This window comes from Microbacterium sp. CFBP 8794, assembly GCF_014841235.1.
Classification (GTDB): Bacteria; Actinomycetota; Actinomycetes; order Actinomycetales; family Microbacteriaceae; genus Microbacterium.
In genome coordinates this window covers 141,926-165,365 of the sequence record NZ_JACYTT010000004.1, presented here as the reverse complement: position 1 = coordinate 165,365, position 23,440 = coordinate 141,926, and the positions used below count along the sequence as shown (strand labels likewise).

Sequence of the window (23,440 nt, the reverse complement as noted above, 5' to 3'; positions counted from 1 at the left end):
CGGCACTTGAAGAGACTTTGACCTGCCGAGAACCATTAGGAGCGGTTCCACTCAGTCGCCCTGACGGAATCGAGACTGGCGAGGCAAAGAGGGGAGCAGGTGCTCGGGTCAGACGCATTCTCTGAGGGCGGGTATGACAATCCCTTTGCGGGCCACCGCGGATGGGATTCAACCACAAGGCGGAGGCGGCGATCGAAAACCTTAAGGTGTCTGAACCTTGGCCACGCCGGCGTACGGCAGTGCCGCGAACGCCTCGAGGAAGCTTGGGTAGTCAGCAACGGGCTCGCGAGGGGCCTCGTTGAGTGAGTACTCGCGCAACCAACCGGTCATGACGGCTCGTACCTCATCGGCTTCGGCGCTGTCGTCGAGTTGGCTGTCGACTTCTTCAATCAGCAGTAGTACGTCCTCGCGCGAGGCGGAGGCGGGATGGTCGGTCTCGAAGCGGTCGCGGATCCGGTTGACACGATCCTTGATCAGCTCCGTCGACTGGACGCGAAGTGCCTTACGCTGCATTGCCGCGAGTTCTCGTAGCAATATCGAGAAGTTGCCTGAGAGCCGCTCCCTTGCGGCGATCGGCACCTTCTTGGAGCCCGCAGAGACCACTACGTGTCGGGCGAATGCGATCTTGTCGAGGTGAAAGTCGTCATTCGAGAGATGAGATCGCACCGCTGCTTGGACGCGGTCGAGTGTCCCCCCTGGCGAAGAGAAGACCGACTTCACGTCTAGCTTGAGGGCATCAACGTTCGCGTCTGTGACGAACTCCGCGACGTAGCTGCGGACCGCGTCCAATGCAACGTCGAGAGGAACCAAGTCTTCGATGCCAATCACGCCGTCCGGGTTGTCGGACTGCAGGCCGGCGATGTCCTTCAGCTGGCGAACGAACTGGGGATCGACCAGCTGCTTGCCGTTCGGGCCGCCCTTCTTCAGTTTGGCGACGGCCTGATTCCCCGCCTCGTCGCTATCGAGAAGGACGATCACGGCGGGCTTGTCGACATCGCGGCCACGCGCAAGGAATGCCATGTACGGCACGTGACTCGCCGAGCCCGCAGGAACGAGGGAGATGTCGTTGAGGTCGAGGTTCTGAGTCTCCGGCGTGCCTGCGTGTCGGAGGGTGCTAGACATGCCCGCAATCATGACTTGATCAGAGGCGCCCTCCAGAACGAGGTTGCAGCCACCCATGAAGGTCGTCTCTGCGACGAGCTCACCAAGAGCAGAGCGGAGCGGCTCGTAATGATTACGGGCCGCGTTCGCGACAACTCGTGTGCCCTCGTCGTGACGGCCTTTGTCCAGGACTCTCAAGCGCTCGGCGTGGTTCTTGTCTATGAGGAAGGGTGAGTGTGTGACGTAGACCACCTGAACAGCGGGCACGGCTGGGTCTTGGGGAAACGCGAACGCCTCGAAAATTCGAAGAAGGTCCTGCTGACCCGAGGAGGACAGGTACGCGTCAGGTTCGTCCATCAGGAGAATCTCGGGACGTGCTCCTGGCGACTCGATTGCCGTCTTCGCAACGTGTGCGAGGTACTGCACGAAGTAGCTGAGGAAGTACTTCAGGCCGCCGCTTCGCTCGTCGAACGAGTATGTGCGACCGGTTCTGTCCCGGATCATGAAGTCGAGGTGGAATTCCTGATGCTCCACGAAGAGTTCGAAGTGCTGGTCTTGCCGCCACCAGTGTTTGAAATTCAGGGCGTGCGACAGCTCCGCGTTGATCGTGTCGACGATGCTGGTCGCGTAGCCGCTCTTACCTTGCGCGATCGCGGCGGATAGATGTTCGAAAAGATCCGGGTTGAGTCCAGCTACATTGAGGAGGAGCGTTCGCGCCAGCTCAAACTTCCGTATATCTGTGTCCGCCACACTCGAGTTGGCCGTGAGGCTCGACCGTAGTGACTCTTTGTTTGCCTCGAAATTCTCGGGCGAAGACATCATCCCAGAGGCGCCGAAGAGCATCTCAAGCCCTGATCGCACCTGGGCATGTGGCATCGCGTCCTTCTTCTGACCGGACGCTACGTACTTGATCGGCACTGAGTCGGGAAGTGGGACCCCCGCGTCAATTTTGAAGACTATCGGCATCCCCATTTGATCCAGTGCAGAGGGCTTCTTCACTGACGCGAGCGACCACTCCTCACCGGTCCTCAGGTAGACGCGGGTCTTCGGTGTCGTGTTCATCCGAAACACCGCCAATTCGTCGGGGACGGCCTCGATCTTCTGCCCGAGTGCCTCCCCAAGCAGCGGCAGGTCCGCATCGGTGAGGCCTTTGAACCTCAAGCCAAACTCCGGTACCAGAAGTTCTTTGTGGCGCAGGAAGAAGGGGGAGTACCGGCAGAAGTCACGTTGCAGAACCTTCTCGCCAGTCAGTCCGAACTCGATCGCGGCCAGGACCTGGCTCTTTCCCGACTCGTTCGCTCCGACGATCGTCGTGATGTGGTCATCCAGTGAGACCTTCACGAACGGGTAGGGAGCTGGGCCACCGGGCACCTCATCCCACGGCAAGGGTTTGTACCCACTGCTGGCCCGCTTCATGAAGTCGAAGTTGAGCGAGCGAAAGAATCGCGCGTACACCGTTGTCAGCTGCATCAGTCCCCCCAAAGAGTTCTGCTCAATGTAGCGACTCGGTCCGACATTCGGGGTGTCTGGGCCACTCAGCCGCACTCAGATGGCCCCGCTTCGAAGTCGCCGCTAATATCTCGCGGACACCGATTGCCGGCGCGGACGGACGCAGGGCGGCAGCTTTGCCGCCGCAACGCCGGTCCGGGGCGACAGAAAGGGGACCGGAAAGGTGCCGGGGGACTTGCCGCTGCTGAGAGTCGCGACCGATGCTGTAGTCCTTGTGCGGCGCGGACGGATCCCAGCCCTCCATGTGCGGCCGTAGGTCGATCACTGACGGCTCCGCGTCGAAGACACCGTCGTCAAGGAGTTCAAGGTTCAGGATCGGGTCACGCCAGTCCGCGCGAGTGCGCGCCCATTCCAGCCATTCCTCCAGGCGGGGTCGCTCCGCGAGCAGTCCTTTCGCGATTGCTGCGGCCTCAAGTTGGTCTGCAAACTCCCGGAGCTCCCGTGCTCCTTGCCAGTTCTCGAACGATCTCGCGAAGATCGTCTCTCGCTGGACAAGGAGTGCCTTGGAGCGAGCGCGGTCACGTATCGCTTCCCATGCTTGCCGCTCGGCTGCCTTCTCCCGCTCGTATGCCTCTCGGGCCTCGGTGCGTTCGCGCTTCTGACGCTCCTCGGTCTCAGTGTCATCGACCACGCCCTTCTTGATCGCACGTGCAACTTCGCGGACGCGGGTCTCGAGTGGCCTCTTCGTTTCATCTGACCAGGTGTCGCTGTTGCGTTCGTATCGGTAGCTTCGATGGTCCAGATGGACCTCGTGCGAACCGTCTCGTTCGATCTTTAGGTGCAACCGGCCGGAGGGCACGTTGTCGAACTTCGGAAACTGCTTCCACGGGGAGCGGCGGAGTTCTCGCTGCTCTGCGTCCGTGAGCACGTGGGGCACCTCGTCCAAGAGCTCTGTAAGTTCGAGGTTCCGGCGACGGGTGCCGACCTGGACGAAGAGTCTCGGTTTTTTCAGCTTGACGTTCGCCCCGAGCTTGAGATCGTGCGTACGGAGCTCCTCAGCGAGACTGAGCACTACCCCGATGGCGCGCGGCCGAAGCGCTGCGCTGACCGTGCTCAGGATCGCCGCGGTCTCCAGTGCGCTACGGAGCGTTTCGACGTTCGTCGTGACAGTTCTTGCCGTCGTTCGGAGGCGGTCCCAGTTCGTGGTTTCCGCAGGGGAGCTGGCACTGAGCATGATGACAATGTCGCCCGAGCTGCGGCCGGTAAAGCGCAGCTCTCGTCCGTCAGGTACCAGGTCCTGGACCCTGCAGGCGTGCAGTACACGTCGATAGCGTGCTCTCATCGACGCATCTGGATCGCTGACGGTGAGTTGTCCTTGCTTCTGGAGCTGCTCGATCAGAACCTTGGCTTCTGCGAGTGTCTCCGGCGCGCCCTTGCCCGGCGCGGGTTTCGCCCGGCTTGGGCGGGCCGGAGGATCACCAGAGACGACCGCGGTGGGCGGCTCGTCGCTGGGAGGGTAGCCCCCATGTTTCAAGTAGAGCATGCCAGCTTCGGTGATCGCGGCGGTCCAGGTGCGACCATGACCGGTGACAGTTGCGAGGCCTCGGGATCTGAGAGCTGCGGCACTGATCTTGTGTACGTTGTTGTCCTCGGACCACCTGCCCGTGGGACACCCGTCAGCGATCCACTGCAAGACCTCCAGCTGCCGGTCATTGACGGGCCTGTTCATAGGAGCACCGTAGCGAAAGGTGCCTGGCGTCGGTTACGTCTGGTGGATGAATTCGAACGGATGGCGGACCTTGCGATCGACTACGCGAGCGTGATGCCTTCCTCGATTTGTTCACGAAACCGGGTCAGGCTTCACTCATGTGTGTAATTACAGCTGCGTGCTGACGAACTGCTGCGCGGCGCGGGGCAGAGACCACCAATGTCCGCCGAAGCCCAACGATTCGCGCTCCGCACTTGAGAACACCTCCGTCATCGCTTCGGCGATCTTGCGCGCGTCAGAAGCGGGGAACAACGCCGCGCGTGCGTCCGCATCGGTGGCGACAATCTCAAAGGCTGGATTGGCTCGGTCCTGGTTCATCGCCGATGCGGCCGGGTATCCACTTCCGTGATGCTGCCCCTCAGCGGCAACGATCAGGCAGTAGAGAATGTCGAACTGGCAGAGCGAGTTGAAGAGCACATCGTCGTGCGCGAGGTCGCCGGGGTCGGCGACCGCACTGTCGGGGACATCAGGACGCATCGCCGGCTGCTCGCTCATCAGGACCCGCGCGGCAGAGATCATCATCCCGCCCTTGCCTGTTGGGAAGAGGTCCGCTCGGCTCGCTTCGACCTGCCCGTGTCTGATCCACGACGAATAGACATACGTGTCACTGCTGGGTGGGTAAGGGCGAAGTACGAGGCTGTGAACGACCGACCACTGCCGAAGGCGGACGGCGAGGCTGCCAAGGACGTAGACGCGCGTGATGATGTCGAGTTGCGTCGCGGCCTCCCCGTGGCCGAGCGTGGTGTAGGCGTCGAAGAGGCTATCGATGGCCTTCACGGCAACTGCGTTGCGCTCAAAGTACATCGCGTGAGCAGCGACGATGGTGATCTTGTCCACCGCCGCCCGCCGCTCGTCGGGAATGCCGGCGAGTGCGGCAGCCTGTCCGAGGAACTGTCTCAGGCGGACGTCGCTGTCAGCTTCCAAGTGCGACACCACCGTCTCGCCGAAAGCGTCGTCTGCCATCTCAACGGACAGCGGGACGAGGGCAGGCCCGGGGCCACCGGCCCGCATGGCCGCCGCCAGGTCCGCGATCAGCGAGTCGACCTGGGCGCGGGCTTGCTCGCGGAGCTGTTGATCTCGCAGGCTCAGCAGGTCGTTCCAGTGCGCATGCCGAAGAGGGGTGTTCCTGGCTCCCTCGCGAACCAGGACATCTCCCTCACGGAACACCACGACTTGCTTGTTGTTAGGGCCGGGGAACTGGCCCAACTTGCTCATCGGCACAGGTAGCCCGTCGCGATGGTGGGGGAGGTAAATCAGAACGACTTCACGTCCGTCGACCTCGTGGATCTGTGAGATGGCGTGGACCTCACCTTCGACGTATTTCCTGATCATGTCACCCAACCGGGCACCGTCGAAGCGAGTTCGATCGGCGATGGTGCCAGTCGGAAGAGCGAGAGTCCCGTCGTCGTTGACACCGACCAAGATGTACCCACCAGGCGGCCGATTGCTCATCGAAACCGCATCCTTGACAAAGTTCAACTCATGATCCTTCGCCGTCAAGTCCAGCTCGGCCTTGAACTCCAGGTGCGTCTGCTCCGGCAACTGAAGAAGCTCGATGAGCTTCTCTCGGTCAGTGCGCCCCTCGACGACGATCACGCCCCATCACCGTGTTCTATACGCGCTGACTCGGCCAGCAATAGAGTCGGTGATGACTGTCGCATGGCCTCTCCCTTTGTCGATCGTGCTTGTCCGAGCATTCCTGCGCTCGATGATCGAGCCTTAGCAACGACTGTACGAGACAGCGCCGACAGAGCCCGCTCAGGCGCGACCTGTCCGCGGATCAGAGGTTTCGAGGATTGGAGTGGCATCCATCGAGCTCTCGTTCCGGCGTGCGTGATGGGCTCGGTCCCACTCGGTACGCACCGCAACCTGCCGGGCGAAAGACTGGCTAGGTCGTCCGCGTCGCACTGATTATGCGCCGGGAGCCGGATTAGGAGAAGCTCGCCCAAACGTCCTTGGAGCACGCCGAGCTCATCCGCGGAGAGAAGGGTCGAGTTTGTTCGTCTGGATCATCTTCTTGACCGTCGCAGGGTCGCGCTTTAGCCGCCTCGCGATCGCAGCGTACGTCGCGCCGGCTAGGTACAGCTCACAAGCTTTCGTCTTCTCGCCGTCTGTCATCGTGCGTCTCATCACGACGCCGGCTGCAGTCAGATGCTGCGAGACGGTGTAGCGGTGTAAGCCGTGCTTGCGCGCAAGGTCATAGATGCTGAGCCCTGCGCGGTAGTCGGCAACAAGCTGGTCACGAACCAGGGGAGTGACCTGCTCATGCGCCTCGTTCCAGGTGTAGCCAACCGAGCTGGCTGCTGCATCGTGCGGGCAGTCACGCCCCGTCGAAGTGCGTCTCGCAGGGCCAACAGGGGTCGTGAATTACTCGCGAGCGCTTCGCTTGGGGCCACCAACGAGACGCCCGTCCCGACACAAGAAATTGTGTCAGGTCGGGCGTTTTCTCTTGTTCACGCCCGTGTGCCACATGCTCGAGCGCGTCGTCACAACGATGCTCGGGAGCTTCGGTACGGGGACGATGACGACATCTTGCAGTTTCCAGTCGAGCGAGATGCATCCTTCTCGTGCGCTTTCGACATCGTCCAGAGACAGTCTTTTCTTTCGTGGCACGACGAAGGCCTCGACGTGGAAGACATGTCCTTCGTCGCGCACGCGGCTACCGGCCTCTGCGACCCAGGAAAGGCCGGCCAAGTACTGGTCGACGCGGTCGGCAAGGGGGTGCGGCTGCGTGTCGTCGAAGGTGGTCGCCCGCCCGTCGACGAGGTCTACGACGGCCGCGCGCAGGTTGCTCACGCCGTCGTGCACGATGCTGATGGCGATGAAGATCGCGGCCGCCGCGTCCATCCACCACAGCCCCACACCGATCCCCAGGACACCCACAATGGTGCCCACCGACGTCATCCAGTCAGCCTTGTTCATGTCGGCGTCGGCGTAGAGCACCTTGTCGTGCAGTTCGTTGGCGAGCGTGAGCTTGAGGTGACCGATGATGACCGGCGGGACGGCGGTGAGGGCCATGACCGCGACCATGAGCCATCCGAGCCAGATAGTGACCCCGAACAGGTTGACCGTTCCGATGGTGGGGTGCTCTGCCGTGACGAGTCCGATGCCGGAGTCGACGATGAGGAACGCGCCCATGGCGGTCAATGCGACCGCGGCAACGAGGTGCCCGACGCCGATGGAACGGTGGTATCCGTATGGGTGCCGCGTGGTGGGAGGGCGCCGAGCGAGCCGCACCGCGATGAGGAACGCGAGGGGAGGGATGAAGGACAGCAGGTCCTCGATCCACGCCGCCTTCATCGCCTGCGAGTTGCCGAGCACGAGGGCAACGAGAGTGGCGGTGACGGACAAGAGGCCGATCGTGATCCACTCGAGCCGGATGGCGCGCCGTAACACTCGTGCCTGTCGCTCAGGGAGTGCGCGGCGCCCGAAACGAACCGTGCCGCTGTTCATGGCGCTGTACCCACCCGCGCGGCCTCATCAGTGAGGAATGTCTCCAGGGCCGACACGAAAGCGTTCTCTCCGAGCGGAACGAGCATGACGAGTTCGACAGTCGAGCCGTCCGCGAGCGTCGCCTCGGCGTAGGGCCTGGTCATTCCGGCCTTGTTCGTCCAGGGGGTGTGATCGGTCAGGCCACCAGCGACGACGTCGAGCTCGCCGTCTTCCAGCCCACGCACGAGAGCTTGCTCGGACCCCACCGTCCATTCCACATCGGCGTCGAGCGACTCGGCAAAGCGGGTGAGTGCGTCTATTTCTGAACCAGTCGGTTCGTTCTCGTCCATGCGAACCCACTCGCCATTCGGGGTCACCCCGGCGCGCAGAACACCGCCCTGGACCGCGTCCAGGGTTCCAGACGGGTCAGTGGGAATCCGCACGCCGCAGCCCCCCAGCAGCAGTGAGACGGCCGCCACAGCCGCCGCGTATCTGAATTTCGCCATGAATCTCCCTCCCGGCAGGCAGCTTGCTCGTGCCCGGTGACTGTTGTCGCGGGGGTTGCGACGATGGGCTGAAATGCACCACTGAGCAGATGGGCTGCTGAGAAGTCGTTACGCGTCGCGAGGTTTCCGCCAGCGCTGAAGACAAGACGGACCTGAGCGGGCGATTGTCACGCACGGCGCGGCGGCACACAACCCCCATGTGCATCTCGTCGGATCGGCCGTCTGTTAGGGGATACGCGTCGACCAGTCATCTGGTCGGCACCCTCCCCCAGGACGCAATGAGGAGAACACGATGTATTTCCACCGGCAAGAGCTGCAGCACTCCGCGACCCCCGACAAGCCCGATGCGGTCTACGCCCGCAAGCTCCAGGAGGTGCTCGGCGGGCAGTACGGCGAGATCTCGGTCGCGATGCAGTACCAGTTCCAGGCCTGGAACATGCACATGCCCGGCAAGTACCGCGACCTGGTGTTCGGCATCGGCGCAGAGGAGATGGGGCACGTCGAAATGCTCGCGGTCATGATCGCCCAGCTGCTCGAGAAGTCGCCGCTCGGCATCACCGAAGAGGCCGTCCAGGATGACCCCACGGTCGCGGCCGTCATCGGCGGCACCGACATCCAGCACGGCATCGTCGCCGGCGCCGGCGCGCGCCCGGTCGACTCCAACGGCAACCCTTGGCAGGGCAGCTTCATCACTGCCAGCGGCAACCTGCTCGCCGACTTCACCGCCAATGCCAATGCCGAGATGCAGGGCCGCGTGCAGGTCGCGCGGCTCTACCACCAGACAGACGACCACGGGGTGAAAGACCTTCTCGCGTTCCTGCTCGCCCGTGACACGATGCACCAGAATCAATGGGCCGCCGCCGCCGCCGAGCTCCAAGCCGAGGGCTACGAAAAGCTCCCCGTTCCCAGCAACTTCCCCCTCGATAAGGAGGACCGCGACGTGGCGTATCAGTACATCAACTTCAGCGATGGAAAGCACGCGGGGGAGGGAACCTGGGCTTCGGGTCCGACTCCCGACGGTTGGGGCGAATTCACTTACCTGCCCGAGCCGCCTGCGGGCGTTCCGATGCCGCCGCCGACCAAGCCCGACGTGCGCTTCTATGGCACGACCGAGCTGCCGAACCCGGTCGAAAAGCTCGCCGGGCGCGCGCAGGACGCGCTCCACAAAGAATGAGCGGGACGGATGCCGTGACACCGGGCCCGGCGACAATCTCGGCGCCGCGAAGCGGAGCGAGCTTCCTCGCGATGAGGGCTGCCAAGGTACCTCGAGCGGTCGTCGCGGGCCCCTATGGGCACCCGTTCCACCCGGTCGCGGTGACCATCCCCCTCGGGGCGTGGTCGTCGAGCCTCGTCTTCGACCTGCTCGGCTTCGCCGCCGACGACCCGCGCGGTTTCGCTCAGGGCTCGAGATGGCTCATCGCCATCGGGCTCGCAGGAGCCGTGGGGGCCTCGGTGCTCGGGCTGCTCGATATGTCGCGCATCCCGAAAGGCACGCCCGCCCGGCGCACGGCCGTGGCGCATCTCGTTCTGAACGTCACTGCGATGGGCCTGTTCTCGACGAGTCTCCTCGTGCGGATGCTCGACCTGGGTCGCGTGCCGGGCGTCGCCTTCGCGCTGAGCGCGACCGCCGCGACCGGGCTGAGCGTCTCGGGTTGGCTCGGCGGCAAGCTCGCGTATCGCTGGGGCGTGCGCGTCGCCGATGAGAACACACAGCGCGAAGGCTTCGAGACGACGTGACCCTCGTGGCGTGAGATCTGGGGGCCCGGTTCGCCATGGCATCCGGGCCCCCGACATCGGTGAGCTCAGCGTGGCCGGCGCAGCGGGATGCGCGACCAGCCTCCGCTCACCGCACCCGGGCCACCCGGTCAGCGGACACCACCGGGGGCAGCGGGAAGGGCCGTGCGGCCCGTCGCATTCGCGGCGCGCTGGGAGATCGGCGTATCGATGCTCACCGGCAGCACGATCTTCACCCGGATGCCGCGATGGGCGAGCATCTCCTGCCGCAGAGACCACGCAAAGCCGAGCAGGCCCGTGCTTTCCCGCGATGTCGATGAGATCTTCGACGGACCCGCTCAGGCGAACGACTCAGAGGGCACGCTGTCTTCGGGGGGCTCGGGTACGACGTACAGGCCGGTGGCGGAGTTCGCGGTGGACATCAGCGCCTCGAGCCACGCGCGGTTCAAGGTCGGTGGCCGCCCGCCATGGAATTTGAAGACGAGATTCGCGCCGGGGTGCATCCAGACCGAGGTGCGGCCGCCTCCCGTGCTGATGTCGTCCTTCCAGACGAAGTAGAACGGTTCACCGCGGCGGAGCTTGTTTCCCACGACCACCTGCAGGTGCGCGAGGAGACGATCTTCGAATTCGTGTCGAACGCCGCTCTCGTAGACGAATTTACCCACGTGTTCCTCCCGCGGGCACCGTGCCCGCTCCTTTTCACTGTGCAAGGGAGAGGTCGCTTCGTCGGGGTCTCGGCACGTCTCGCGCAACGGCGAGACCGAACACGTCGCGTCAGAACATGCGTGCGATCTGAGCGGGATTCTGCCCGTAGTGCTCGCGATGGTAGCGAGCGAAACGCGAGGCGCTCGAGAACCCCCAGCGTCGCGCCACCTCCGCCACCGACACGGCCGTCCCCGCGCGCAGTTCCTCGTGCGCCCCCGAAAGTCGCACGAGTCGCAGGTACTCCGTCGGCGTCGTGTCGAGTGCGCGGCGGAACGCGTGCTGAAGCCCGCGTGCCGAGATCCCGGATGCCGCAGCGATGTCCTCGAGTGTGAGGGGCTCGCGCGCGTGCGCCTCGATGTGAGCCACGGCCCGGCGGACGGTCCGCGGAGCGGCCGAGCGCTGATGAGTGCGCTGCATCGCGTCGAGGTACGGCGTGTGGAAGGCGCTGAGGGTCGACATGAGCGCGTGGCGTCGCAACTCGACCGCGAGGATCGCGTCGTCGTGCACAGCGTTCAGTGCCGTCGAGACGTAAGAGAAGCTGCGCTCCCACTGCAGGCCCGCGTCGCGGTCGCGGGCAGACGGCGCGAGTCGCCGTAAGACCAGGCGATCATCGCCCGTCGCGAGACGAGCGACGCGTTCCGCATCCGTGCGATCGAACACGAACGCCCGGACGCGGGCGGTGTGGGTCCACTGCGCCTCGGTCGATCCGCCGGCCCCCAGCCACGGCCGCCGCGGATCGACGCTGTGCCCGTCGGCCTCCAGCCGCACGCTGTCGCCCACGAGACGGCACGCCATGATCTGGTCGTCCATGCGGATGGACGAATGCACGGATGCCGCGAGCTCGTACGCCACCGTCGAGAACCCGGGAAGCTCGACGGAGTCCCACGAGAACGACACCCGTTTCGGATCGATGCGGTCCAGCCGAGCGCTGGGCACGAACCGCTGCCAGACCCTCTCCACCTCCTCGTGTCCCGTCGAGCGGACGTTCAGTCTCTGCCCCATCTCGCTCCTTCCGGTGCGCTGCGTTGAGGCGGAGAGCGAGGGTGCAGTGGGGGACACAGGCGGTACTGTGACGTCTCGATCGACGGATGCCGAGACCCTTGACACGCACGCGGGCGTGCGGTGAGGCACTGATGCCACGGTGCAGGTCCCCGGCCGACGTTCGAGCTGACGGACGAGGGGACATCTCACGTCCGGCCGTCTTTGGCAATGCCCTGGACCTCTTCTCACTGCTTCTCGACCCTGGCGAAGCGCTTCTCCACGATGAGGACGCACGCGAGAGGAGACGCCATGAGCATCGAGACCACCGCCCCCGACCGGTTCTTCCGGTGACGGTCTCCTCCACCCCCGCACCTCTTCGAGACGAGCCTTTCGGCACTGCCCGCGCGGAGCGCCGCCGCACGCGCCAGAAGGTGAAGTACAACCGTCGCGAAGCGATCGCGGGCTATCTCTTCATCTCGCCGTGGATCATCGGATTCCTCGTCTTCACGGCGGGGGCGATGATCTACAGCCTCGTCATCTCGTTCTCGAGCTACAACCTGGCGACGGGCTCCGCCCGCCCGGTCGGACTCACGAACTACGCGCAACTGTTCGACGACCCGCGGGTGGCCGTCTCCCTCGGCAACACGCTCTTCTACGCCGTCATGGCGGTGCCGCTCGAGATCGCCTTCGCGCTGTTCCTCGCGCTCCTGCTCAGCCGGGTCGGACGCGGTGCGGGCATTTTCCGCACCCTGTACTACCTGCCGAAGATGACGCCGGCCGTCGCCACCGCCGCCGTGTTCTTCCTGCTGCTGAACGGTAACTCCGGCGCCATCAATCAGGCGTTGCGCGCCGTCGGCATCCCCGGCCCGCAGTGGCTTGTCGACCCGGCGTGGGTCAAACCGAGCATCGTGCTCATGGCCCTGTGGACCGTCAGTGGAACGATGGTCATTTTCCTCGCCGCGATCAAGAACGTGCCCGTCGACCTCTACGAGGTCGCGCAGATCGACGGAGCCGGGCCGGTTCGGCGTTTCTTCTCGATCACGCTGCCGATGATCTCGGGCGCGATGTTCTTCAACGTCATCGTGCTGACGATCGCGGCGTTCCAGGTGTTCGACCAGGCCTACCTGTTGTTCTGGCGAGATCAGAGCAACGCCTCGCCCGAGGCGTCGCTCTTCTACGCGATCTACCTCTTTCAACAGGCGTTCCGGCAGTTCAATTTCGGCTTCGCCGCGGCGATGGCGTGGCTGCTGTTCGTGATCATCCTGCTCATCACGCTCGTGCAGATACGCCTGGGCAACCGTTTCGTCTACTACGAGGGGGACCGCTGATGACGAACACCCTGCAGACCCCGGGCGTCGCCCAGGCTCGGCCGGAGCTGGCGGCCTCGGCGACGAGACCCCCGCGGTGGCGCCGTGCGCTGAAGCAGCCGAAGACCCTGGCGGGCCGCGTGATTCTCGCGGCCGTGCTGGTCGTCTTCGCTCTGCTGTTCCTCTACCCCTTCGCGTGGCTGCTGGCCGCGAGCCTGAAGCCGCGAGGCGAGGTGTTCGACAACGCCCTGATACCGAGAACCTTCACCCCCGGCAACTACGCCGAGGTGTGGAACCAGCTCCCGTTGCTCAGTTGGATGTTCAACAGCGTCGCGATCGCCCTTCTCGCCGCGACGACCGTCGCCATCATGAGCTCGATCGTCGCCTTCGGCTTCGCCTACTTCCGCTTCCCCGGCCGCGGACTGCTGTTCGGTCTCGTGCTCGCGACGATGATGCTGCCCGGCGCGGTCACGATGATTCCGATCTACCTGATCTGGAAGGAGACCGGGCTTCTCGGCACCTGGGTGCCGCTGTGGGGGATGAACCTCTTCGGCTCGGCCTTCTACATCTTCCTGCAGCGGCAGTTCTTCCTCGGGGTGCCTCGCGAGTTGTTCGAAGCAGCGCGACTCGACGGCGCCAGCGCGTGGGGTCTGTTCTGGCGCATCGCCATGCCGTTGTCGATCCCGTCGTTCATCATCGTGTTCCTCTTCGAGTTCCAGGCCAGTTGGAACAACCTGCAGGCGGCGCTCATCTACCTGAACGCCGGCAGCGTCGAAGAGTTCACGGCTCCGCTCGGTATCGCCTACGCCATGACCAAGTACAGCCCCAGCGCCGGCGGTCAGGGCGACTACCAGTACGTGATGGTCGCCTCGCTGCTGGTGACCCTCCCGATGCTCATCATCTTCGCCTTCGGTCAGCGCTATTTCATCGAGGGCGTCGCAACCCAGGGCCGCAAAGGCTGACCCCTCTCCCCGTCTCGAAAGGACACACCATGCGAAAGCGTTCCGCCGCCGCCGCCGCCGTCACGGCATCCGTCATCGTGCTCGCCTCGTGCAGCGCCGGATCCGACGACCCCGCCGCCGACGTCGATTTCTCCGCGGCCCCGACGGGCGCCCTCGCCGCCTGGGGCTTCGAGAACGCGGACGACGTGGGCCAGTCACGTCTCGACTACGCCGCCGACCAGCTCCCCGACGTCGAGGTGACCCTGGATGCCACGGCCTTCGACGCGCAGAAGTTCACGACCCGCATCGCGAGCGGCGACGTCCCCGATGTGGTGCAGATGGATCGCCGCTACGTCACGACCTACGCCGCGCAGGGCTTGCTGATACCGCTCGACGCGTGCTTCGAGGCCACACGCGTCACCCCGAACGAGCGCTGGTACCAAAACGTCGTCGACGACGTGACCTACGACGGCGGCGTCTACGCGGTGTCGCAGTTCTACCAGCCGCCCGCGATCCTGCTGAACATGAACGTGCTGAACGAAGCCGGGGTCACCCCCGAAGAGTTCGACACCTCGAACATGGACGGCCTGCTCGCGGCGGTCGGAAAGATGTATCAGGCCTCCGGCGGCACTCCGTCGCGTCTCGGCTTCGACCCGGTCGCGACGGGACAAGGCGGCCTGTGGGTGCTCGGCATGGGCGGGCAGCTCACCGACGACTCCGGCAGGCCCACCCTCGACGACCCCGCCAACGCCGCGGGCATCGACGCGCTCAAGCAGATCACCGACGCGCAGGGCGGCTACGCGGCGGTCAAGAGCTTCACCGACTCGTTCGACACCTTCGGCGACGCCAACCAGTTCGTGAAGAATCAGGTCGGCGCCCAGGTCGCGAACCAGTGGTATCCGAACGTGCTCGGGGCCTACCGCGACCAGGTCTCGCTGCAGGCGGTCCCGTTCCGAGATGCCGACGGTCAGCCGTTCTCGCTCGCGTCGGGCACCGCGTTCGCGATTCCGGTGGGGGCGAAGAACCCCGCGACCGCATGCGCGTGGATGGCCGACCTCACCTCGACCGACGCATGGATGGCCGCCGGCGCCGCGCGCGCCGCGACGATCGAGAGCAAGGGCGGGCTGAACACCGGCCTGTTCACCGGGTCGCCCGAGGCCGACGCGATGATCCGCGATCAGTTCGTGGTGCCGACCGGTGACGATGGCTTCGACCAGGTGATCTCGACGTACTACGACGTCGTGGAGAGCGGGAAGTCCTTCGGTTCGTCGCCCGCCGGTCAGGACATTCAGAACGAGCTCAACAACGCGATCACCGCCGCCCTCCTCGGCGACAAGACGACCGAGCAGGCCCTGGCCGACGCCCAACAGGCCGCCCAGCGAGCGTTCGACAACGCCACAGCGGGCTGAGCCTGAGCTGGGCGTCTCGTCGCCGGGCCAGACCTCTCGTCACCCTGCGCGGTTCACCGCGTCGGGCGGGTCGGCCGAGCGCGTCCGGGTGTTCGCCGCAGCGCTGCCTCAGCTCTCGTGAACCACGGCCGTCAGCTCGAGGAGGAGATCGCGCGCGAGGAAGCCGATCCCCACTCGCTCCTGAAGACGGTCGCCGGCGCGCGCGTGGGTCCATCCGCCCCAGACGCTCGCCCGTGCGGCATCCATCCCCCGAGCGGCGAAGCCGGTGATCGTGCCCGACAGGACGTCGCCGCTGCCCGCGGTGCCGAGGCCCGACCCGCCCGGTTGGGCCTGCCAGCACCGGCCGTCGGGGGTGGCGACGGTGCCGAAGCAGTGCACGACGGCGCGGTAGCGGCGCGCGATTTCAAGAATGTCGGCGGCGCGGTCGTCGCCGAGGTCGCGCTCGAGCAGCAGCTCCGCTTCCTCTGCGTTCGCGTTGATCAGCAGATCGTCGGGAAGCAGGTCCCGATCGAACGACGGCAGGATGCCGAGCGCAAAAGCATCGAGCACCAGCCGGCCCACGTCTGCGTCGCATACCGCGTGAAGGGCCGCGCGGGTGGAATCCGGATCATCGAAACCGGGGCCGAGGAGCACGGCGTCCGCCGACTCGAGCCCGGAGCACAGGGCGTCGTCGACCGGGTCGGAACCGACCGGCAGCTCGTAGATGCCGGCCTCGGGCATGGCCGGACCGAGTTGCGGGGCGATCGCGGACGGAACAGCGATACCGACGCGACCCGCGCCGACACGCAACGCGGCCTCGGCGGAGAGCAGCGGAGCGCCGGGCGAACGTCGCGAGCCGCCGACGACGACGACCTGGCCGCGCGACTTCTTCGAGCCGTCGGCATCGGGCACCCCCCACTCGCGGAGCAGCTGCAGGGTGACGGGTTCAGGCATCGTCTTCTCCTGCGTGCACGGTGACGTCGGCGCCTTCGGTCGTCAGGTGATCGACGGCCGAGAAAGTCAAGAGCTTCCAGCCGTCGTCGTCGCGGACGAGTTCGGTCACCGACGCGTTGCGCACGGTGTGGGTTGCGGCGAAGGCCATGAGCTTCGGCTCGTCGAGGGGGAGAAGCACGTGCAGGATCAGCATGATGACGGCGTCGTGGGCGACCACCAGGGCCGTCGGGCCGGGGCGGTCCAGAGCCTCGCCGAGGAACGAGCGGAGCCTGAGCGCGACGTCGGCCCACGACTCCCCACCCGGCGGCCGGTGGTAGTACTTGCCGAGGTGCCGCCGCCGCGCGGCCTCTTCGGGGTGGAGTTCCTCGACGCCCCTCCAGGTGAGCAGGTCCAGGATGCCGAGCTCCCGGTCTCGCAGCCTCTCATCGACACGCGCGCGCCGGTCGTCGCAGACCGCAAGGGCGAGGGTCTGCTTGGCGCGGCGATACGGCGACGCCCAGTACTCGTCAATCGGCGCGTCGAGCGATGCCACCCAGGTGCGGAGGGCTTCGGCCTGCTCGCGGCCGACGGGGGAGAGCTCCACATCGGCATCGCGCGCGTCGAGGGCGATCACCGGGGATCCCTCGCGTTCCGCTTTCGATGCGGCGACGTTGCCTTCGCTTTCCCCATGCCGGACGAGCCAGAGTCGAGTTATTGCCATGGCGGCACGATAGGTCGGCGCGCGAGTGGTCGCACGGGCGTTGACAGCGCGGACCGTTGGGCGAACCGGTCGAGATCGCCTGAGCACCTCCTCGCTCGCGTGGTGTTCGCGGGCGCCCCCTCTGTTCCGCGGGGTGAGTCAGAGGATGGGCTTGCCTCCGGTCACCGCGACGCGGGCGCCCGAGACGTAGCTGGCCTCATCGGAGGCGAGCATTACGTACACCGGAGCGAGTTCGGCCGGCTGGCCCGGGCGAGCGAGGGGTACCTGCTCGCCGAAGCTCTCGACCTTCTCCGCGGGCATCGTCGCGGGGATGAGCGGAGTCCACACCGGACCCGGCGCCACGCTGTTGGCCCGAATGCCGCGCTCGGCGAGAAGCTGGGCGAGGGAGGCGGTCATATTCGCGATCGCCGCCTTGGTCGCGGCATAGGGGAGCAGTTGCGGTGAGGGCACGTCGGAATTGACCGAGCTCGACGCGACGATCGATGCCCCCTCCGTCAGGTGCGGTAGCGCGGCCTTCACCGTGTGGGAGTAGGCGCTGACGTTCGTCGCCCACGTGTAGTCCCACTCACTGTCCTCGATCTCCTCGAGAGTGTCGTGGCTCATCTGGAACGCCGCGTTGACCACGAGAACGTCGAGCTTTCCGAGCCGCTGCACGGTCTGTGCGACGAGGTCGCGGCAGTGGGCAGGGTCGGAGACGTCGCCCGGGCACAGGATCGCGCGGCGACCGGCGTCCTCGACGAAGCGGCGGGCCTCCTCGGCATCCTCGTGCTCGTTCAGGTAGGCGATCCCGACATCGGCACCCTCGCGGGCGTAGGCGAGGGCGACGGCCTTGCCGATGCCGCTGTCGGCTCCGGTTATCAGGGCGACCTTGCCCGCGAGTCGACCGGACCCGCGGTAGCTCTGCTCGCCGAGGGGCTACGACGGCGTGCACCCCCCCTTAGATTTCATCGAACAGGGCAGAACTGGGATCCCACTCGATGAACGTCGCCGGGTCGGGGGCGTGGAAGGCGGCGATCTTCGTCGTGAGATCCGCCATGGCCGGTTCGTCGCGGGCTGGGTGCGTTGATGTGCCCCACCGGGTGACGGCGAGGGTCTGAGAAGGTGTCAGCGTCAGTCGCATGGTGCGGTGATGACCATCCGCGTCTCGAGTGGGGATGTCGACGACGTCGTAACCGTCGCTGCGGGCGAGCAGCAGCCAGTATTCCAAGACGGCATCGGCGACGGCCGCGGTCGTGATGAAGTTCCCGACGGGGGTGTGCAGCGTGTTCATGACTCTCCGGGTTCGCGCTCGTGAGCGAAGTCACCGGGGTCCGGGGCGACGACACCGCGAAACTAGGCCGGGCCGGGTGTGCGCGTTAACGGCCTTGCCATTCGGCAAGGAGTGTGGTGGGTGTCACACTTCGATCGACGATGCGCGCGGCAACGGTCCTCAGGGGAAGGGTGTTTCGCCGCGCAGAGGAACGCAACAAGGAGAATGCGTGTTCGACCGAGCACTCGAGCAGGCGAGAGACCACACCCTTCGCTTGTTCGATCACGATCCGGCTATCCAATGCCCGCTGCAGCTGACGGGCGAGGTCCTCCGCGTTGCGCAGCCGCATCGGAATGGCGTGCACGGCAGACACCCCGAGGCTTTCGGCCACGGTACGGAAGGCCGCCCATTTCGGCGGCGTCTGCGCAATGTCGGGGGCGGACACCTGTTCACCCGTCCGGAAGCAATCGATGCACGGACCTGGGTGCGCCGCGATCTGCATCACTCGGTGATCGAGTACGCCTCGTCGTCTCGGAGCGCTCGACCTGGCGATCTTCACCGGAGACTTTCGTCGAAGGCGACAGAAATCGCCGAGGTTGACATCGCGGCCCCTGTGACGGCGCTCGTTCCCGCTATCGCCGCGTGAAAATGCGCACGGACGGTGTCGGTGAAGCGCCACGGCGATTCGAGCCCGCAGCGATCGAGTCGCTCACGCCGACGCCGAGACGCTCACAACCGAATGCAAACGGGTGAGTGACTACCTCGAGACACCAATAAAATCAAGGGGATAAACATTTGCTCACCGATGTTCCCAATCTAGATTCGTGGGCTGCCCCGCGATTCTCGCCCTCCACGCGGCGGGCCACGTGGGGAGAATCATGGGAAAGTTCATCTTCGACTCGAACCTGAAAGCCGACTTCGAGGACAGGCTCCTCGCTCACCTGCAGGCCGTCATCATGGCGAAGGTCCGCCGCGGAGAGAGCTTCGTCTTCACCTGGAAAGACGACATCAGCACGGGTGGAGGACGCACGAGTGTGTACATCCATCCGCACGTCTCGCTCGTGTTCAAGTTCCACGGTGGACGCACACCCCAACTCAACCCTGCGTGGCTCCAGGCGCTGACCTACAACGCCAACACCGTCCGCGGTCTCTACGTCGTCCCGGAACCGGACTCGTACACACCCCCCGAACAGAGACCATCGGAGATGGTGTTTCGAGAAGTTCCGGCGACAGCGCCGTTGTCACCCTGATCTCCGGTCGCTCCCGCACACAGCTTCCCCTGAGCAGGTGACGCCGCGGGGAGAGTGCGATCGGGCGCCCGGCGCTCAGCGCCGGTGGAAAGGGCAGGCCGACGGCGCATCGACGGAACGCACGCGACCGCCGGAACGCGGCTTCATCGGCATCCGCCGCCTGTTCACCTCGAGTCCGCGACCGCTGATGCGCACGCGCGGGTCGCTCAGGGCGGCGACGGCCGCCGCGAGGCCGGCGATCGCCAGTTTCTCGCCCGGACAACGGTGGCCGGTGCGGACGTCGGCACCGCCCTGCGGCACGAACGCCTCGAGTGCCTCGTAGTCGTCGATGCCGCGGAAGCGTTCGGGGTCGAAGCGCGCGGGGCGCTCCCACTCGCGGTCATCGGTGTCGGTGCCCAAGATGTCGAGCACGACCCGCCCGCCCTTCGCGACGCGCTGCCCGTCGAGTTCGATGTCGGTGTCGGCCCACGCCGGCAGCATCGGCACGAACGGCGCGGTGCGGCGGATCTCTTGAGCGAACATCGTCGCCAGCTCGCCACCGACGAGGGAGTCGCGCTCGGCCGTCTCGGCCGCGATGCGCACGCGCCACTCGGGGCGATCGTGCAGCTCTTTCGCGGCGAAGGCGACGAACCGCGACACGGCGATCATGGGGCGGAAGCTGTTCTGCACCTCGATGCCCGCCTGCGTCGCCGACAGCAGCCGGCCGGAACGGTCGCGATGCCACGCCCAGGCATGGAGTGCCGTGCCCTCCGCCGGGTCGAGGGTGCCCGCGCGCACCGCGTCGACCAGCGCGGCGGCGTGACGGTCGGACCAACGGCGGTTGATGAGGGCAAGGAGGTACTCGGGCGAGTAGGGCACGCCGAAACCATCGACGATCTGCGCCTGCCGTCTCGCCCAGCGCGTCTGCGCGGCAGGTGTGCCCGGAATACCCGCCCAGCGCATGATCGCGCGGCCGAAGGCCCCCACGGCCGCGTCGTACGCCGTGTGGTCACCGCCCGCGATCCAGGCGTCGAGCTCGCCTCGCCACTGCCGGTCGAGCTCGGGCAACAGGCGTTGCACCTCGACGTCGTCGTACAGCACGTCGACGAAGGTGGCCTTGCGATGACGGTGGTCGGCTCCGTCGAGGCTGTGCACCGAGCCGTGGCCGAACAGCGACTCCTGAATGAACGCGGGCATCGCGCCCTGCCTGCTGACGCGCGATTCGTCGTAGAACAGGCGCACCCCCTCTTCGCCGCGGACGAACAGCGCGTCACGCCCGAGAAGGCGGAACGGCACCGCGCGAGCGCCACGATCGGCGCGACGCCAGAGGTGAGCGCCGAAGCCGTAGCCGCGGATGAGAAGGGAGAGGGAGTCGTCGCGGAGGAGGGTGCGGGGGGAGACCATGATCGCCACGTTTCCACGCGTCCGCCACCACACCGAGGGGGCAGCACGCCGAGCAGACGTGTGATAGCCGCGGCCTCTCTCAGCGCCGCGCTTCGACGTGTCCGCGCTGCCGCTGCCGCTGCCGAGAGAGCGCCGGGTCACGCCCCCTGGTAGGTCCGCAGCTGCGCGAGCAGCGCCGGAGCGCCCGCGTCGAAACGACGCCCGCCCACCACGATGCCGATCGCGAACACGGCGACTCCGAGCACGGGCCCGACCGCGAGGGCGATCCATCCGGCCACGGCCGAACCGCCGAACGCGGCGATCAGCGCGGGGATGACGGCGGGCAGCGACAGCGCGGCGACGAGCACCCAGCACGCGAAGAACGTCAAGAACATCGCGAACGTCGAACCCGGCACCCGTTTGAACGGCGAATCGCCGGGCGCCGGTGTCGGGATGACGAGGAACGCCGAGCTCACGGCGCTCACCCCGAGCCCCACCAGGGTGAGGGCGAGAGAGCCGCCGAGCACGGCCGGGAGCAGGTCCCAGCGCGCGGCGATGCCGAGGGTGACGAGGTCGGCGAGGATGACCAGGGGAACGCTGACGGTCGCCGCGCCGAGCATGCGTCCGAGGCGGTCGTCGCGTCCCCGGATGCCGGTCTGCATGACCGTGGCGAAGGCGGTGCCGTCGTACGAGACATCGGTGTACGCGAGGATCCCGGCGAAGAAGCCCACGAGCAGCCCCGACAGGGCGAAGAACGGCGACGACAGGTTCCACTGCGAGTAGAGCAGGATGAGCACCGGCGCGAACGGGATCAACAGCAGCTGCTTGATGTAGCGCATGTCCCGCGTCCACGACGTGAGGGAGCGCGCCCAGGTCGCGCCGACGGGACTCGACGGCATGACGCCGAACCAGCCGAGCGAGCCCGAGCGCCGGCGAGCCGCGGAGCGGGCCGGGGGAGCGACGACCGAGGCCGCCAGACTGCGGTTCCACAGCAGCCAGAGCGCCGACAGCGTGGCGGCGGCGATGACGAACCTCACCACCGCGGGAAGCCACGCGCCGGCGGCGAGGTCGCCCGGGACGGCCCAGGCCGCACCGATCGGCGTCCACGCGACACCGTCGACGATCGACTGCACCTGCATGCCCTGGTCGGTCGCCGCGCGGACGCCGTTGAGGATGCCGACCAACAGGGGGCTGGCGAAGATGAGCACCGCGAAGCCGATGAGGCCGATGAGCTCGCGCGTGCGTCGTCCGCCGCCGAGGCCGCCCGCCAGGGCCGCCACCGCCCGCGAGGCGACCACGCAGATGAGCACGCCCAGGGGCACGCAGACGAGCGCGGCGATCGCCGCGACGGGCTCGCGCAGCCACACGAGAAAGGTCAACAGGGCGCCGAGGCTCGTGGCGATCCCGGGGATGCCGGTGAGCCCGCCGGCGGTGATGGCCACCATCATCTGCCGCGTCGTCATGGGGAACGGCGCGAGCTTGGCAGGGTCGAGGGTGGTGTCGATCCCCGCGGCGAACACCGGGCCGATCACCCATCCGAGCGTCAGCACGGCGCCGGCGGCCGTGACCGCCGCCCGCGCGACGTCGAAGTCGAGGGTGCCGATGAAGAAGAGGCCGACCCCGGCCAGCAGCAGCATCCAGAGGGCGCCGAGGACACCGAAGATGAAGCCGACCAGCTGCATGGGGCTCCGCGTGAGGTTGTTGCCCAGCACGCGGAACCGGATTCTCAGGACTGTCGCAACCACTGGGGCCCCTCCGCGTGGTGGCGTCCGCCGACGAGGTCGACGAAGCGGTCCTGCAGGGTCGCGCCCGCGCGCACCTCGTCGACGGTCCCGGATGCCAGCAGCCGGCCCTGCGCGATGACGGCGACGTGATCGCACATGCGCTGCACGAGGTCCATCGAGTGGCTCGACACGATGACCGTGCCGCCCGACGCGGTGTAGCCGCGCAGGATGTCCTCGATGTTCGCCGCCGAGACCGGGTCGACCGACTCGAAGGGCTCGTCGAGCACGAGCAGGCGGGGCGCGTGCACGAGAGCGCACGCGAGGGCGACCTTCTTCGTCATGCCGGCGGAGTAGTCGACGACGGGAGTGCCGGCCGCCTCGCCCAGGTCCATGATGCGCAGCAGATCGGCGGTGCGCGCGGCGACCTCGTCGCGCGCGAGGCCGAACATCATGCCCGTGTAGGTGACCAACTGCTCGCCGGTGAGGCGGTCGAAAAGGCGGACGCCGTCGGCGAGGTTGCCGATGAGCTTCTTGGCCTCGACCGGCTGCGCCCAGACGTCGACGCCGTGGATGCGCGCGACGCCCGCATCGGGGCGCAGCAGACCCGTCGCCATCGACAGGGTCGTGGTCTTTCCCGCGCCGTTCGGTCCGACGAGGCCGTAGAACGACCCCGCGGGCACGGTGAGGTCGAGCCCCGCGACCGCCGTCTTCTCGCCGAACCGCTTCATCAGACCGGTGAGCTCCATGGCGGGCAGTGAGTCGGTCGACGTCGGCGGTGCGACGGCGTCGGGGAGGGCGGACGGCGGCGGTACGTCACGGGGAATGTCGGTCACCCTCCGAACCTATCGGCGGGCCCGGTCCGACCGCAGCATTCGGTTCGACCGTGCGT

General features: G+C 66.4%; 21 protein-coding genes. 6 read left to right on the top strand and 15 right to left on the bottom strand.

The annotated features are described in order from the left end of the window. Nucleotides 1-201: 201 nt before the first annotated feature. The 5 genes from IFU19_RS11635 to IFU19_RS11615 all read right to left on the bottom strand — a co-directional run bounded on the left by IFU19_RS11635 (nucleotide 202) and on the right by IFU19_RS11615 (nucleotide 8,256). Complete coding sequence (locus IFU19_RS11635) at nucleotides 202-2,571, bottom strand: AAA family ATPase (RefSeq protein ID WP_192013954.1); 2,370 nt, start codon at nucleotides 2,569-2,571, stop codon at nucleotides 202-204. A 22-nt stretch (nucleotides 2,572-2,593) separates the two neighbouring features. Further along, nucleotides 2,594-4,279 carry a hypothetical protein gene (locus IFU19_RS11630; protein ID WP_192013952.1) on the bottom strand — a complete coding sequence of 562 codons (1,686 nt, stop codon included), beginning with the start codon at nucleotides 4,277-4,279 and terminating at the stop codon, nucleotides 2,594-2,596. 147 nt (nucleotides 4,280-4,426) lie between these two features. Beyond that, entirely contained in the window at nucleotides 4,427-5,914 is a 1,488-nt protein-coding gene (locus IFU19_RS11625) for an RNA-binding domain-containing protein (RefSeq protein WP_192013950.1), read from the bottom strand. Between the two features lie 834 nt (nucleotides 5,915-6,748). Then, on the bottom strand, nucleotides 6,749-7,771 hold the full coding sequence (locus IFU19_RS11620; RefSeq protein ID WP_192013948.1) for a cation transporter: 1,023 nt from the start codon (nucleotides 7,769-7,771) through the stop codon (nucleotides 6,749-6,751). Further along, complete coding sequence (locus tag IFU19_RS11615; protein WP_192013946.1) at nucleotides 7,768-8,256, bottom strand: transporter substrate-binding domain-containing protein; 489 nt, start codon at nucleotides 8,254-8,256, stop codon at nucleotides 7,768-7,770. Before IFU19_RS11615 ends, IFU19_RS11620 begins: the two co-directional genes overlap by 4 nt. A 292-nt stretch (nucleotides 8,257-8,548) precedes the next feature. On the opposite strand from IFU19_RS11615, the gene IFU19_RS11610 reads away from it, so the two are divergent. Together IFU19_RS11610 and IFU19_RS11605 are read left to right on the top strand one after the other, a co-directional pair. After that, entirely contained in the window at nucleotides 8,549-9,430 is an 882-nt protein-coding gene (locus IFU19_RS11610; RefSeq protein ID WP_192013942.1) for a manganese catalase family protein, read from the top strand. A 71-nt stretch (nucleotides 9,431-9,501) separates the two neighbouring features. Continuing rightward, entirely contained in the window at nucleotides 9,502-9,993 is a 492-nt protein-coding gene (locus IFU19_RS11605) for a DUF2231 domain-containing protein (protein WP_244630631.1), read from the top strand. 335 nt (nucleotides 9,994-10,328) lie between these two features. On the opposite strand, the gene IFU19_RS11600 is transcribed toward IFU19_RS11605, so the two are convergent. After that, the gene (locus tag IFU19_RS11600; protein ID WP_192013940.1) at nucleotides 10,329-10,655 is read right to left on the bottom strand and encodes a DUF7882 family protein; all 327 of its coding nucleotides are present in this window, start codon (nucleotides 10,653-10,655) and stop codon (nucleotides 10,329-10,331) included. 109 nt (nucleotides 10,656-10,764) lie between these two features. Beyond that, nucleotides 10,765-11,697, bottom strand: coding sequence for a helix-turn-helix transcriptional regulator (locus tag IFU19_RS11595; RefSeq protein ID WP_191915663.1), 933 nt, complete (start codon nucleotides 11,695-11,697; stop codon nucleotides 10,765-10,767). Between the two features lie 410 nt (nucleotides 11,698-12,107). Here IFU19_RS11595 and IFU19_RS11590 point away from each other — a divergent pair, with 410 nt between their 5' ends. Genes IFU19_RS11590 through IFU19_RS11580 form a run of 3 tightly spaced genes read left to right on the top strand, consistent with a single transcriptional unit; the run spans nucleotide 12,108 to nucleotide 15,333 of the window. After that, the gene (locus tag IFU19_RS11590) at nucleotides 12,108-13,004 is read left to right on the top strand and encodes an ABC transporter permease subunit (RefSeq protein ID WP_192211961.1); all 897 of its coding nucleotides are present in this window, start codon (nucleotides 12,108-12,110) and stop codon (nucleotides 13,002-13,004) included. Then, nucleotides 13,004-13,945: a carbohydrate ABC transporter permease gene (locus IFU19_RS11585; protein ID WP_192013938.1), complete on the top strand. Its 942-nt coding sequence runs from the start codon at nucleotides 13,004-13,006 to the stop codon at nucleotides 13,943-13,945. The genes IFU19_RS11590 and IFU19_RS11585 overlap by 1 nt, the downstream gene beginning before the upstream one ends. Nucleotides 13,946-13,974: 29 nt before the next feature. Continuing rightward, nucleotides 13,975-15,333, top strand: coding sequence for an ABC transporter substrate-binding protein (locus tag IFU19_RS11580; protein ID WP_192013936.1), 1,359 nt, complete (start codon nucleotides 13,975-13,977; stop codon nucleotides 15,331-15,333). 108 nt (nucleotides 15,334-15,441) lie between these two features. On the opposite strand, the gene IFU19_RS11575 is transcribed toward IFU19_RS11580, so the two are convergent. The 5 genes from IFU19_RS11575 to IFU19_RS11555 all read right to left on the bottom strand — a co-directional run bounded on the left by IFU19_RS11575 (nucleotide 15,442) and on the right by IFU19_RS11555 (nucleotide 18,660). Further along, nucleotides 15,442-16,266, bottom strand: a complete 825-nt coding sequence (locus tag IFU19_RS11575) for an ADP-dependent NAD(P)H-hydrate dehydratase (protein WP_192013928.1) — start codon at nucleotides 16,264-16,266, stop codon at nucleotides 15,442-15,444. Next, complete coding sequence (locus tag IFU19_RS11570; protein WP_192013926.1) at nucleotides 16,259-16,966, bottom strand: histidine phosphatase family protein; 708 nt, start codon at nucleotides 16,964-16,966, stop codon at nucleotides 16,259-16,261. Before IFU19_RS11570 ends, IFU19_RS11575 begins: the two co-directional genes overlap by 8 nt. 138 nt (nucleotides 16,967-17,104) lie before the next feature. After that, nucleotides 17,105-17,803: an SDR family oxidoreductase gene (locus IFU19_RS11565; RefSeq protein ID WP_342343428.1), complete on the bottom strand. Its 699-nt coding sequence runs from the start codon at nucleotides 17,801-17,803 to the stop codon at nucleotides 17,105-17,107. A gap of 100 nt (nucleotides 17,804-17,903) precedes the next feature. Then, entirely contained in the window at nucleotides 17,904-18,236 is a 333-nt protein-coding gene (locus IFU19_RS11560) for a hypothetical protein (protein WP_192013924.1), read from the bottom strand. 85 nt (nucleotides 18,237-18,321) lie between these two features. Further along, nucleotides 18,322-18,660 carry an ANTAR domain-containing protein gene (locus IFU19_RS11555; protein ID WP_192013922.1) on the bottom strand — a complete coding sequence of 113 codons (339 nt, stop codon included), beginning with the start codon at nucleotides 18,658-18,660 and terminating at the stop codon, nucleotides 18,322-18,324. Nucleotides 18,661-19,093: 433 nt separating this feature from the next. Between IFU19_RS11555 and IFU19_RS11550 the strand changes: the two genes are divergently transcribed. Then, nucleotides 19,094-19,465 carry a DUF7882 family protein gene (locus IFU19_RS11550; RefSeq protein ID WP_192013920.1) on the top strand — a complete coding sequence of 124 codons (372 nt, stop codon included), beginning with the start codon at nucleotides 19,094-19,096 and terminating at the stop codon, nucleotides 19,463-19,465. A 75-nt stretch (nucleotides 19,466-19,540) separates the two neighbouring features. On the opposite strand, the gene IFU19_RS11545 is transcribed toward IFU19_RS11550, so the two are convergent. The 3 genes from IFU19_RS11545 to IFU19_RS11535 form a co-directional block, all read right to left on the bottom strand. Then, nucleotides 19,541-20,848, bottom strand: a complete 1,308-nt coding sequence (locus IFU19_RS11545; RefSeq protein ID WP_192013918.1) for a cytochrome P450 — start codon at nucleotides 20,846-20,848, stop codon at nucleotides 19,541-19,543. A gap of 137 nt (nucleotides 20,849-20,985) precedes the next feature. Beyond that, nucleotides 20,986-22,572: a hypothetical protein gene (locus tag IFU19_RS11540; protein ID WP_192013917.1), complete on the bottom strand. Its 1,587-nt coding sequence runs from the start codon at nucleotides 22,570-22,572 to the stop codon at nucleotides 20,986-20,988. Next, entirely contained in the window at nucleotides 22,554-23,297 is a 744-nt protein-coding gene (locus IFU19_RS11535) for an ABC transporter ATP-binding protein (protein ID WP_055939325.1), read from the bottom strand. The genes IFU19_RS11540 and IFU19_RS11535 overlap by 19 nt, the downstream gene beginning before the upstream one ends. Nucleotides 23,298-23,440 lie beyond the last annotated feature (143 nt).